Here is a 13845-nt window from a genome sequence, read left to right on the forward strand (position 1 = left end):
CACTAGCGTTGCACAAAAAACATAAGAAAAAGTCAAGAGTATAAAATTGGGATTATTTTAAATAATATCCCAAAAAATGTATGGTTTGAATATTCTGATTTTATATTTCTGAGTATTTAAGAAAAAAAGGATAAGGGGACCTATTTGAAGGTAGTCCTTATCCAGATTTTTACAAATAAATAGGGTCATATGTTAAATCATCTAAATGCTGTACATCTCCTTTTTCAAACTGTGCTAGGGTTTCAATGAAAATTTGTTCATGGTTAAGTGGCCTTCGTCCATATGATGATCGATCAGGTGTTTTAAATAGTTCTTTTATAAATTCGAAGAAGCTTTTTGACCAATATTCTTCTATAAATTCAAACATCTCAAGGAGCGTTCCCTGATAACTTACTTTTTTCTTCATCAATAAAGTTAAACAAAAAGTAATCATGGCTATGTAAATTTGGTTGAAAACAGCATTCGCGCTCTTTCCATAACATCTTTTAATGATTAAATGCTGCTTCATCCACTTGAAGAAAAGTTCAATTTGCCAGCGATTACGGTAAAGTTCACTAATTTCTTGTGCACTCATTTTTGCATCATTGATGATGATAGATAGGGTATTTCCTTGACTATCTTTCGTTTCTATCAGTCTAACGGGATATTTCATCCTTCCCAGTTTTACTATTGCTTCCCGAGAAATGTTTGACGACGGGTCAACGGGAAGTTCTTCAATGACATGGATGACAGTGTTTTCCTTGATACGAGTACAAAATCGAATATTATGACGGCAGTACTCATCGAACTTTTTAAAATCAAAGTAACCCCGGTCAAACACATGGAGCGCATCCTTATCGATTATCATTAAACCATCTAACTGTGTGACATCTGCTGGTCTAGCAGGAGTAATCATGATTTTGTCTGGGAAAGTTTCCCCTTCATGAAATACTACTCGAGTATGGATTTTAACTCCAGCTTTTGTATTTCGAAAATCAGCCCATCGATACTGGCTAAGGCATAAGGAGATGGTTGTTGAATCAATAAGATGGATTTTTCCTAGTAAATCATCGCCCTTTTCTTTTCCGAATTCCCGATAGATTTGTTCAACCAAGTGATGCAAAATAACTTCAAAAATCTCCGGGGGTAGATCGGAGAGTTTGCGAGAAAGTTGAGATTTACTAATACTTTTTAAGCCAAGTTCTTTCTGTAATTTCTTTTTGTTTTTCACCTTGAAACTGATTTTTTTTAGGCTATCAAGCTGCTTCAATTGGGCATATATAAAAAGTTTCGTAAATGTTAGGCTATCCAGCTTTTTCACATATTTATCAAGCTTCATCTGATCAATCATTTTTAAAAAAACTTTTTCATCCATTGGTTGGATGTATTCCTTAAATACTGTTTTTATGGTATTCTTGTCCATAGAGGTCTCCTTATAATTGGGATTTGGACAGGACTACCTACCTTCCACCTAATTATAAGGTTTTTTTATGCACTTTTGAACAAAAAATACCATTAATTACAAATTATTCAATAAAAATTTTATGGGAAAAGCCTTGACAAATTAAATTTTATTTAATGCAACGCTAGTGATGTTGGTCTTATTTGCAGCTGTGAAAATTAATATCCTTTTTCATAATCCACTAAGTTAATGGAAGGGGTTTTTCCTTGAATATAGCTCTTTAAATTCGGGATAAAAATATCTTCGATCACTCGTTTATTATAATGTTCAGTTGAGCCTGCGGTATGAGGCGTTATGATTACATTTTCAAGATCCCATAAAGGGCTGTCTTCACTTAACGGTTCTGTTTCAAATACGTCCAGTCCGGCGCCGGCAATTTGCCCCTCGCGGAGTGCTGTAATCAGTTCTTCTTCTGCGATGATTTGGCCTCTTCCAATATTGACTAAGTATGCGGAATTTTTCATTAATTTAAATTGCTCTGCGCCAAATAAATGATAGGTTTCTTTTGTGAGAGGAAGCGTAATAACGACATAATCGCATCGAGGGAGAATTTGATACAGTTGATCCGGGGTGTATATTTCATCGACAAATTCTTCCGGCCTGCCGGAATGGCGTATCCCTAATACAGTCATTCCAAAAGCTTTTGCTATTTTTGCCGTTTCCTTCCCAATTGCACCTACACCGATGATCCCGATTGTTTTTTGATGGATTTCATGTTTGAGACCGGAATGGTGCCAAGTTTTTGCTTGCTGATTTTTTACATATGTATGGATTTTTCTCGTCAGAGCGAGCAACAATGCAAAAATGGTCTCGGAAATCGGGTAAGCATGCACTCCGTTGGCACTTGTCAGCACGATGTTTCTTTCCGCCAATTTTTCCAACGGCAGGCTGTTCACTCCGGCACTCCAGCTCTGCATCCAGCGAAGCTGCAAATTTTCTTTGAAAAGAGTTTCTTCTATTTTCCATCCGGCAATAATTTCAGCGTCTTTTACATGATCGATCCAAATAGCACGATCTTTTCCTACAATGACGTCCCACTCGGGAATGACCTCTCTTATTTGATCGAATAAGTCTTTTTCAATATCAACAGCGACAACCAATTTTCTTTTTTCCATTGCGTTTCCTCCATTCTTTTCCACTTTTTGCTTTTTATTTTAACATACGAATGAAAAACTGACCTAGTATGCCTACTACGAAAAAAAAGAAAAAAGCAGCCAAACCAATTTAGGCAGCCTGCTTCTATTCATTGTTAAACTTAAAACTCGCCTTCAAAAGGAGTAAACGGAATATTTAATCTGTTTTCGACTACACGCAGCCTTTGGTTTAATCTGTTCAAGCGGCGTGTATGACGTTCATCGTTTTGATTTAGTCGTCTTATTTCCTGGTTTATCCGGTTTATTTCTCCGTTCAAACGATTAATTTCTCTATTTTGTCGGGTCAGCTCGTTGGCTTGCTGCGCATTTTGTCTTTCGAGAGCATTTACTCTTCTTTCAAGCGCCTGAACTTGGGGCGGCTGTCTGTATGATTCATATGGCTCCTGCTGCATGAAATCATTCTGTATATAGTAGCTAGTTTGATACGGAACATATTCTGAATAATAGTCGTAAGGATACATGTGGACAACTCTCCTTTTAAAAAAATTCGTGATAAATTCCCTACAAATTATGTAACTTTGTTTAAATTGACACGGCATTCACCCATCTTAAACAAATAAAGTGGGTGTGAGGCATCCTTCCGATGGTGACTCATACCATTTTTGGAATTGTTCATTTATAATGGTGTTAAAACAATTTTGGAGGATCTCATGTCGCAAAAACAAAAAACATTGTCTTCTAAGCGATCTACGTTAAGAAAAGTTGGAATAGGTTTGATCATCATGTCGTTCGTACTTTATGGAGCTCTCTTACTCGTACCTCTTATACCTTTTTCAACTGGAACAAAGGTAATCATTTCTTCAGTATTAGTCCTTTCAGGAGAAATTACATTTTGGGTAGGCGGCATTATATTAGGGAAAGAGGTCGTTACGAAATATAGGAAGTATTTTAATCCTTTGAATTGGTTTAGAAAAAACAAAAATCCTTAACCGCAATATGGGTCTCTTTTTTTAACCATTGTGTATGAAGTATACTAAAGGCAGGATTAAATCCTGGATTTTGGAAGGGGAAATTGTTATGAAAGTCAGTGTTCTAGGTGGAGGAAGCGAAGTTGGCGCTTCTTGTTTACATATCAATATAGCCGGTACGAATTTATTAATTGATGCGGGAATGAGAATGCATGGGGAAGATTTGCTTCCGGCTCTAGGGATGCTGGACACGCTTGGCAAACCGGATGTCATTCTCGTGACACACGCCCATGCCGATCATATTGGAGCGCTTCCGATCGTTCATTCCCTTTTTCCAGATGTACCCATCTATGCAACACCACCGACTGCAGATCTTATGAAAGTGATGATGAAAGATTCATATAAAATATTGGAACAGCGCTCCCGTGAGACCAATACTTTAGTTCCATATACGGAAGAACAGGTAAACTCTTTGCTTGAATCGCTTCTTCTTTTTCCCGCCAGCGGATCGTTGCGGGTAGGCAATGTGAAAATAACGAGTTATCGCGCCGGCCATATTTTAGGAGCCGTCATGTTTCTCATCGAAGGAGAAGGGGAAACACTTCTTATTACAGGAGACTTGAGCTTTAAAGCGGGACGAACGATTCCGGGGGCCCAAGTTCCACATGATATTCAGCCTGACGTGGTCATTATGGAATCAACTTACGGAAACCGTGCTCATACCGATAGAAATACAGAAGAAAGGCGTCTTGCTGAACATGTTTCGGAAGTCATTTCCGGAGGTGGCTTTGCGCTTATTCCTGCATTTGCTCTCGGGCGGGCACAGGAAGTTTTATTAATTTTGCAAGATTATATGGAAAAAGGGCTTATCCCGGAATTTCCTATTTATGTCGATGGGCTTGTAACACCTATAAGCAGAATTTATAATCATTACCCCCATTTTTTAAAAGGACCTGTCGCTCATCGCATTCGAAAAAATGGAGATGTATTTTTAACGGAAGGGCGATGCAAGGCTGTAGAGCCAAAAGAGCGCAATGAAGTGCTTAACGGTAAACCGGGCTGTATTGTTGCTTCTTCAGGGATGCTGACTGGAGGAGCGAGCTCGTGGTACGCAGAAAGGCTCGTATCTAATGAGAAAAATGCGATTTTTATTACCGGCTACCAGGATGAAGAGAGTCCGGGCAAAAAACTGTTAAACGTTGCGGATGGTCTTGAAAACGAATTGGAACTGAACGGGACAACCTATCAAGTAAAATGCCGTGTTGGAAAGTACGGTTTATCTGCGCATGCTGATGCAAATGAAATGAACCGTTTTATCCAAACATTAAATCCAACTTACACACTGCTTGTCCACGGCGATGATGAAGCGAGAAGTCAGCTTGGAAGTTTAATCGATCCGAGATTTCATCCAATTTTAGTAGAGAATGGCCAATCTTACGAGTTTGAGAAACGGAAATCAGGAAAAGGAGTAGTAGGAAAAAGGTATAAAACAAACGATGAGCTCAGGGAGAAAATAGGAAGCCTGTTTCTCTATCGACCCGAAAATGAAAATAATCTTAAACTTGTCATATGTACAGGAGTCCACGCAAAAACAAACTCGTTTATTTGTCAGACAATGAAAGGAAAGCAAGTAAGAGTTCAAACGGGGCAAGTTGCAGAAACGGTTGGGAAATGGAATCGTTCGATCGAAGAGCTGAAAGAGGCGGCCGATCAAGTTTTAACCTTTGTTCGTCCTTTTCTTGAAAAAGTAAATTGGGATGCTTTGCCTAATCAAATTTTAACGCTTGAAGATATTTTTGATTCGCTTCAAATTACTGGCATTGAAGAGAAACTGGCTGTTGCATTAGCTCTGCAAAGTATTCCGAGTGAAAACCGTTATAAAGAAAAAGACGGGACAAATTATTACAAATTTGATCAAAACTTAAAGCGGCAGCTTACTCATTTTGAGTTGCCGATTCAAGCACAAAAGGTCAATCCTGCGTCAGCAATGGAAATTGTCCGTAATCTTTTGGCGTCCCATCCGCGGTTTATTCGCTGCGGGGTGGATGACTTAGGGACGAAAGAAGAAAGACTGACAATTTATTTTGACTTTCCGGATGCTGTATCCGAAAGTGAGAGAAAAGAACTTTATGACATGATCAAAAAAGCAACGGGATGGACAGTAAGTTTTTCTAATTCTGTCCGCCAAGATCTTTTGCAAGCTCGGCTCTTAAGGATATTTGGCGGTTCAATCGGATCGCCATCTATTCATATAAACGAACAGAAAGTGGTTGTTCCGATAGACAGACCGAGCGACGCTGAAAAATTGATTCATCAGTTTAAAGAAGAAACAGGATTTGACTTGCAATTTAAAGGAGAATCTCTTCCGTCTTTACAGAATCACGTGCAAAAGGAATTGTATCAAGCGAATACTCCTTCAAAAAGGCTTGAAAACAATGAAGCAATCGAAGAAGCAAAAAAATGGGCTCTGGATCGCGGAATTACCATTTATAAAACGGGAATCAAACAACTGAACGGACAAACGATTATGGAAGTCCATTTTATCTCACCGGAAATTGCCATCCGGCATGAAACGGATTTAGAAGAACTCTCTTACAGAATCGGCATGCCGGTAACTTTTGCAAAAAATCCGAAGCAAAATGAAATCATTCGCATCACCCTTGAAGCGATTCCTCATGATTGGGAATTAAAGAAAAACCCTTCCATTCATATCGATAAAAAGCTTGTGACTGTAAAGCTGGGATCATTGCCGGATGATGAAAAACGAAGGGAAATCAGCGAAAAGATTAAGAGAGAAACAGGTTATTCTTTGGATGTCATCGTTTGAGTTTTGGTGCATTGATTTACCTATCAAAAATTTTTAAAAAAGGAATCAAATAATGAGCAGAATAAAAATAGAAAAAAAAGTTTACACATGTGCTTTTGAATTGTTACAAGAAAAAGGTTTTGTCAGTCCGATTGACCTTTTAGTCAAAATGGAGCGGATCGCTACAAAGCAAGTAGAGGAGTGGAGATTCGGGAGAATTCCATATTTGGAAAGAGCTGCGACAGGCAATCTTGCGAAATTAAATCATATTTTAATGACACTGCGGAAATTTGCGAAAGAACAAAATCTAAACCTTCTAAGACCGTTTACATGTCTTGGGGAAAAGGGCCAAAGCAGCGCTTGCGTTTCTCGAAAACAGGAAGCCAGTACATGGAAGATTTGTATTCTACGCATTATGTACGAGCTAAAAAGCTCGGGGGAAAATCTTCATCTAATGATACAATAGTTAATAAAACGGGGTGATTTATATGGGAATGCCGGAAGGAAAACGAAAATATTCTTATGCCGACTATTTATCTTGGGATGAGGATATTTCTTGCGAGGTTATTAACGGGGAAATCATTAGTATGTCACCCTCACCTACCCCGAAGCATCAGGATGTAGTCGATGAACTAACTGCGGAATTCAAAATGTTCCTTCGTGGAAAAGAATGCATGGCATTTTCAGCGCCCATTGACGTTTGTTTATTTGCTGCGAAAGAAACAAATCATGATGAGATTAAAGACTGGGTCCAGCCAGATCTAATTGTCGTATGTGATAGAAATAAAATAGGCGAAAAATATATTACCGGTGCTCCAGACTTAGTAATCGAAGTTCTATCCCCATCAACAACAAGAAATGACCGCTTAATTAAATATAAAAGCTATGAAAAAGCAGGTGTAAAAGAATATTGGATAGTCGATCCATACCATATGTCGGTAGAGGTTTATAAATTGGATGGAACCGCATATAAACAAGCGGGCGTTTTTATAAAAGAGGATCGATTGGAAGTAAGTCTCTTTGAAGGTTTTTCTATTGATTTGAGGAATGTTTTTAAGGATTAATTTCATAAAAGATATTTAATCGACCAAAGTTCCACAATTTTTTAATGAAACTGACCTGAAAAGTTGTATTAATAGCTTTTTGGGTTGGTTTTTTTATACCCCATTAATTAACGAGAGTATAAAATAGTAAAATATTCCTATAAATTACTTTATTGACTCCAATATTTGGGTTATACTTTTCCTAAATTAGACAATTTGATAGAAGGGAAGATTATCTATGGCTGTTCGCAGTATGAAATTAAAAATGAAAACGAATACAGGACAAGATTCGATTCATTTACGCAAAGCTCTTTGGCGAACACATCGACTAGTTAATGAAGGTATTGCTTACTACATGGATTTATTGACTCTCTTTCGTCAAGATGTAATTGGTGATAAAACTAAAGAAGAAATTCAGTCGGAACTACTACAGAAAATCAGAGAACAACAACGGAATAATGGTTCTCTTAAAGAGATTGGAAGTGATCAGGAAATCCTTACTTTGCTTCGCCAATTATATGAGTTAATCATTCCTTCGGCTATTGGAGAAAGCGGTGATGCAAATCAATTAGGAAATAAGTTTTTGTATCCTCTTGTTGATCCAAACAGCCAAGCAGGAAAGGGCACTTCCAAAGCAGGTCGAAAGCCCAGATGGAAACGAATGCAAGAAGAAGGAGATCCAAATTGGGAAATTGAGAAACAAAAGGATGATGAGAGAAAAGCTAAAGATCGAACTGTAAAAATTTTAAATAATCTTAATAATTTAGGTTTATTGCCTTTGTTTACTCTATTTACAAGCAAACAAAAAGATATTGAGTGGCTTCCAATGGGAAAACGCCAATCTGTTCGGAAATGGGATAAAGATATGTTTATTCAAGCAATCGAGCGGCTTTTGTCATGGGAATCGTGGAACCGTCGAGTTGCAGATGAGCGGGAAAAGTTAAAAGAGAAAGTTGAGAATTATTATAAAGAGAATTTATCAGGTGGCGAAAAGTGGATAGAAAAAATTAGGGAGTTTGAAAAGGATCGAGACAAGGAATTGGCTCAAAACGCATTTGCCTCAAATGACGGGTATTTAATCACCTCAAGGCAAATACGTGGATGGGATCGTGTTTATGAAAAATGGAGTAAATTGCCTGAATCAGCTTCAAAGGAAGAGTTATGGAAGGTTGTTGCAGAACAACAAAGCAAGATGTCAGAAGGATTCGGAGATCCTAAAGTGTTCAGCTTTTTGGCTGAATTGGAAAATAGAGATATATGGCGAGGACATCCAGAAAGGATCTATCGTATTGCAGTTTACAATGGTTTGTTAAAACGGCTTTCACAAACAAGAGAACAAGCAACTTTTACACTTCCGGATGCTATTGAACATCCGCTTTGGGTACGTTATGAGGCGCAAGGCGGGACGAATTTAAATCTCTTTAAACTCGAACAAAATTCAAAAAAGGAACTTAAGGTTATTCTTAGTAAAATGATTTGGCCTAAAGAAGAGGGCTGGTTTGAAAAAGAAAAGGTAGAGATCACCTTGGCGCCTTCAAAGCAATCTATCCGACAAATTATTTTAGAAGAGCATATTAAAGGAAAGCAAGAAATAAGTTTTTCAGACTATAGCTCTGGTATTCCTCTTAAAGGGGTATTAGGTGGATCAAGGATCCAATTTAACAGAAAACATCTTGAGAACCACCGTGAGTTTTTAACTGCAGGTGATATTGGGCCAGTTTTTCTGAATTTAGTTATTGATGTGACACCGTTACAAGAAGTGAAAAATGGTCGGCTTCAATCTCCAATTGGAAAAGCATTAAAAATTGTGCCTTCAGAATATCCAAAAGTAATTGACTATAAACCGAAAGAATTAATTGAATGGATAAATAACAGTTCAGCTACAAGTAAGGTCGGAGTTGAGTCGTTAACCGAAGGAATGCGAATTATGAGCATTGATATGGGACAACGTACATCAGCATCTGTTTCCATTTTTGAAGTTGTAAAAGAATTGCCGAAAGATAAAGAACGAAGGTTATTTTATAACATTAAAGATACAGATCTATATGCTCTTCATAGACGGAGTTTTCTTTTAAATCTACCTGGAGAAGTAGTTACAAAAAGAATTAGTCAAGAAAGGGAAGAACGCAGAAAGAATCGACTTATTGTAAGAGCGCACATTCGAATGTTAGCTAGTGTATTAAAATTGGGAACAAAAAAGACCCCTGACGAACGGAAGAAAGCAATGAATAAATTATTGGAAAATATAGAATTAAATAATTTGTGGTCAGTTGCTGATAAGAAAGCTTGGATTCGAGAATTTAATGAATTACTAAATATGGCTTTCTATAATGAAGAGATTTGGAAGGAAAATGTAATCCAATTGCATCGCAGAATGGAACCTTATGTCGGTCAAATTGTCAGTAAATGGCGCAGAGGTTTAAGTGATGGTCGCAGAAATCTAGCCGGAATCTCAATGTGGAATATCGACGAATTGGAAGATACAAGACGACTGCTCATCTCTTGGAGCAAAAGGTCCCGTACGCCGGGTGAAGCAAATCGAATTGAAAACGATGAACCATTTGGGACTAATTTGCTAGAGCATATTCAAAATGTAAAAGAAGATCGGCTTAAACAAATGGCTAATTTAATTGTTATGACCGCATTAGGATATAAGTATGATGAAGGAGAGCCGAACAAGGATAAACGTTGGAAAGAAACGTATCCTGCATGCCAGGTGATTTTATTTGAAAATCTTAACCGATATTTGTTCAATCTCGACCGTTCGCGCCGTGAAAATTCAAAGCTAATGAAATGGGCCCACAGAAGCATTCCAAAAACTGTTTATATGCAGGGAGAGATGTTTGGTCTGCAAGTTGGAGACGTTCGGTCAGAGTTTTCTTCCCGGTTTCATGCAAAGACAGGGGCACCGGGAATTCGTTGTCGTGCATTGACTGAAGAGGATTTAAAAGATGGATCCTATGTTTTAAATCAATTAATTGAATCAAATTTTATAAATGAAAATGAGATTAACCACCTGAGAAAAGGTGACATAGTTCCGTGGGAAGGCGGAGAACTATTTGCGACTCTTTCTAAACCTTATAAAAAAGAATCTGATGATAATGAGCTAACCGTTATTCATGCAGATATTAATGCAGCTCAAAATCTTCAAAAAAGATTCTGGCAGCAAAACTCTGAAGTATTTAGAGTATCATGTCAATTAGCAAAAGTGGGCGATGATGAAGTTTATGTTCCAAAATCTGAATCAGTTAAGAAATACTTAGGTAAAGGTAAATTTGTTAAGGTAAGTGATAAACAAGAGGTATATAATTTGGAAAAATCCGACAAAATAAAAATAAAAATAAAAACAGACTCCACAATCGAGCTTCAGGATTTGGACGAACTTGGCGAAATTGCTCAAACTATTGAACTTGCGGAAGAACAGCAGAAAAAATACGTGACGTTGTTCCGTGATCCAAGTGGGTATTTTTTTAATAATGGAACGTGGCGTCCACAAAAAGAGTTTTGGTCAATAGTAAACAATATTATAAGAAACTGTTTAAAGAAGAAAATCCTGAAAAATAAAGTGGAGGTGTGATCGGAGGTTTCCCTAAGTTGTCTATACCGATTAGAATGCTTAATGAAATCCAATATTGTGAACGACTGTACTATATCATGCACGTACAAGGGATTTTTGAAGAAAGTGCTGACACAATTGAAGGGGATGCACAGCACCGCAGGGCGGAAAATCGTATGAGAAAAGGGACGATTGCCCCCACGGAATTGTGGGGGGAAGCCCCGCTTAGTTTGCATTTAGGTGATGATCATCTAAATATTGTAGGAAAGTTGGATACAGTTACTCTGGAAAAAGACCTTTGGGTGCCGGTAGAAAGCAAACACTCATCTGCTCCTGACGGCAGTCAAAGTTTTAAGGTTGAAACCTATGATCTACAGGGTACGGCATGGCCAAATGATCAGATTCAATTATGTGCACAAGGGTTATTGCTAAGGGCAAATGGCTATTCATCTGATTATGGTTATCTTTATTATCGAGGCAATAAGAAAAAAGTTAGAGTGGATTTTACTCAAGATCTTATCAATCTTACAAATTATTATATTAGGAAAGCTCATGAACTGATAAATAAGCCGATTCCAAAGCCGCTTAAAGATTCCAATAAATGTTTCCGATGTTCGTTGAACTATGTTTGTTTACCGGATGAGACGAATTATCTGATTGGTGCTAGTACGAATATTAGAAAAATTGTTCCTAACAGAGACGATGGAGGAATCTTATATGTTTCAGAACCTGGGACAAAATTAGGAAAAAGTGGAGAAAGCCTGACAATTCGCTATCCTGATGGAAGATCAGATGAAATTCCAATTAAAGATATCATCCATGTTTCTTTAATGGGGAATGTGCAATGCTCTACACAGCTTACACATACTTTAATGGCATGTGGGATTACAATTAGCTACTTGTCTACTCATGGACAAATGATTGGATACACAATGCCGCCCGTTACCAAGAATATTTTTCTCCGTAAGAATCAATTTATCAAATTTCAGCACTATGATCATGCTTTGAGACTTTCCCAATGGATCATATATGCTAAAATTTCAAACCAAAGGACTTTACTTCGACGTAATGGATCCGCGCCTAAATCTTTGCTTCAAGAATTGAAAGAACTCCGTGACAAGGCAATTTCGGCAGAGAGTATAGAAAGTCTAAGAGGAATTGAAGGTCGTGCTGCCAAACTATATTTTGAGGCTTTCCCAACAATGTTAAAACTTAAAGGTGTCGATAGAAAAGCTTTTATGAATGGAAGAAACAGAAGGCCTCCCAAAGATCCGGTAAATGCTCTCCTTTCTTTAGGTTATACACTGTTAGCACGGGATGTTTTAGCTGCTTGTACTGGTGTAGGATTGGATCCAATGTTTGGATTTTATCATTCTATTGAACCCGGAAGGCCGGCTCTTGCATTGGACCTTATGGAGCCATTTCGCCCTCTTATTGTTGATAGCGTCGTTTTAAGAATTTTAAATACACAAGAACTTGATTTAGACGATTTTTATCGAGGAGAGGACAGCTGCCAGTTAAACAAGAATGGCCGAAAAAAATTTTTTGCTGCATATGAACGTCGTCTTCATGAGACCTTAACTCATCCCCGTTTTGGGTACAAAATTAGTTATCGAAGAACTTTAGATGTAGAGGTACGGTTATTGGCTAGATACCTTGAGGGGGAAGTTAATGAATATAGGCCAGTAACTACACGGTAGGAGGAAAAGATGAGACAATATGTATTGGTAAGTTATGATATTTCTGACTCAAAACGATGGAGAAAGGTCTACAAAATAATGAAGGCGTTTGGAGAACATGTGCAGTATTCTGTTTTTATCTGCCAGTTGACCGAATTGCAAGAAGCGGACTTGAAAAGCAAATTAGAAGATATTGTGCACCATCAACAAGATCAAGTTATGTTCGTCCATATAGGCCCAGTTACACGCGATCAGTTAAATAAAAAAATATCTACTGTCGGAAGAGATTACTACCCAAGAGATTTATCAAAGTTAATTTATTAAAAAAATTCTAATAATAACTTGATGAAAATTGGACAAAATAATATAATGAAGATGACCTATAGGGTCGATTAATTCTGTGCGTGTGCCTCGGTAAAGAAAAACTTTGCCAACCACAGGATTATCTTTTTTCTGCTATGTATTTTGATTTTATTGTCGAGTACCGAAGTATGTCTAAAAGACCTGAGGGTACTCGAATTCTTTATTTATAAAGGTTTTTAAGGACTTTTTTAGGTTGAAAGCTCTTTGAAAAAAAGGTTTTTGCATACTTATTTTTGTTTGCCCTCGAATTTAACCCCCAAGACGCTGTGTTTTCAATGGGTTCCTCGGGCAGCAGTCTGAATACATAGCAGAAAATAAGGTGATTGGCACGGCGCCAGCTTGTATGACGTTGTCCAGAAATGCTTGTCTGAATACATAGCAGAAAATAAGGTGATTGGCACATTAAAGCGTAAAATTGAGCCATCTTAAGAAGCGCCGTCTGAATACATAGCAGAAAATAAGGTGATTGGCACGCACATCGATTTCCCCGAATCCTTTGCTTGAGCCCCCGTCTGAATACATAGCAGAAAATAAGGTGATTGGCACGCAGAAGCGATCAATATTCGTGAAGCAAGAGAATTTGTCTGAATACATAGCAGAAAATAAGGTGATTGGCACATCAAAACATTTTTAATGGTCATACGAATGTAAACATGTCTGAATACATAGCAGAAAATAAGGTGATTGGCACTTTTTAAATTGTGTCAATCGTCGTTTTCGAATTAACTGGTCTGAATACATAGCAGAAAATAAGGTGATTGGCACATTATTTGAACCAAAAGTATATAAAGATCCTTTAATGTCTGAATACATAGCAGAAAATAAGGTGATTGGCACTATTAGCCATATAATATTTTCCACCGTACCAATTTAGTCTGAATACATAGCAGAAAAT

Annotated in this window: 10 protein-coding genes and 1 CRISPR repeat array (1 of these 11 only partly in view); of the genes, 7 read left to right on the plus strand and 3 right to left on the minus strand. The window is 37.6% G+C overall.

The annotated features are described in order from the left end of the window. Nucleotides 1–169 precede the first annotated feature (169 nt). From C0966_RS00005 to C0966_RS00015, 3 genes are all read right to left on the minus strand, one after another. Nucleotides 170–1402 carry an IS4 family transposase gene (locus C0966_RS00005; RefSeq protein ID WP_274853102.1) on the minus strand — a complete coding sequence of 411 codons (1233 nt, stop codon included), beginning with the start codon at nt 1400–1402 and terminating at the stop codon, nt 170–172. Nucleotides 1403–1599: 197 nt separating this feature from the next. Next, nucleotides 1600–2556, minus strand: coding sequence for a D-2-hydroxyacid dehydrogenase (locus C0966_RS00010; protein WP_274853104.1), 957 nt, complete (start codon nt 2554–2556; stop codon nt 1600–1602). 140 nt (nt 2557–2696) lie between these two features. Continuing rightward, nucleotides 2697–3056, minus strand: a complete 360-nt coding sequence (locus C0966_RS00015; protein ID WP_274853105.1) for a hypothetical protein — start codon at nt 3054–3056, stop codon at nt 2697–2699. Between the two features lie 189 nt (nt 3057–3245). Between C0966_RS00015 and C0966_RS00020 the strand changes: the two genes are divergently transcribed. The 7 genes from C0966_RS00020 to cas2 all read left to right on the plus strand — a co-directional run bounded on the left by C0966_RS00020 (nt 3246) and on the right by cas2 (nt 12911). After that, entirely contained in the window at nt 3246–3524 is a 279-nt protein-coding gene (locus tag C0966_RS00020) for a transporter suffix domain-containing protein (RefSeq protein ID WP_274853106.1), read from the plus strand. Nucleotides 3525–3612: 88 nt separating this feature from the next. After that, entirely contained in the window at nt 3613–6330 is a 2718-nt protein-coding gene (locus C0966_RS00025; protein WP_274853107.1) for an MBL fold metallo-hydrolase, read from the plus strand. 52 nt (nt 6331–6382) lie between these two features. Then, entirely contained in the window at nt 6383–6775 is a 393-nt protein-coding gene (locus tag C0966_RS00030) for a hypothetical protein (RefSeq protein ID WP_274853108.1), read from the plus strand. Between the two features lie 22 nt (nt 6776–6797). After that, a complete protein-coding gene (locus tag C0966_RS00035; RefSeq protein WP_274853109.1) occupies nt 6798–7373 on the plus strand; it encodes a Uma2 family endonuclease in 576 nt (191 codons plus the stop codon). A gap of 217 nt (nt 7374–7590) precedes the next feature. Further along, complete coding sequence (gene cas12b / locus C0966_RS00040; protein WP_274853110.1) at nt 7591–10929, plus strand: type V CRISPR-associated protein Cas12b; 3339 nt, start codon at nt 7591–7593, stop codon at nt 10927–10929. A 17-nt stretch (nt 10930–10946) separates the two neighbouring features. Continuing rightward, a complete protein-coding gene (gene cas4g/cas1g, locus C0966_RS00045) occupies nt 10947–12608 on the plus strand; it encodes a CRISPR-associated endonuclease Cas4g/Cas1g (RefSeq protein ID WP_274853111.1) in 1662 nt (553 codons plus the stop codon). 9 nt (nt 12609–12617) lie between these two features. Then, the gene (gene cas2 / locus C0966_RS00050) at nt 12618–12911 is read left to right on the plus strand and encodes a CRISPR-associated endonuclease Cas2 (protein ID WP_274853112.1); all 294 of its coding nucleotides are present in this window, start codon (nt 12618–12620) and stop codon (nt 12909–12911) included. 333 nt (nt 12912–13244) lie between these two features. Continuing rightward, nucleotides 13245–13845: a CRISPR direct-repeat array (repeat unit 36 nt; unit sequence GTCTGAATACATAGCAGAAAATAAGGTGATTGGCAC); it runs 2833 nt beyond the window's last position.

The sequence above is a fragment of the Bacillus methanolicus genome (assembly GCF_028888695.1).
Taxonomy (GTDB): Bacteria; Bacillota; Bacilli; order Bacillales; family Cytobacillaceae; genus Bacillus_Z; species Bacillus_Z methanolicus_B.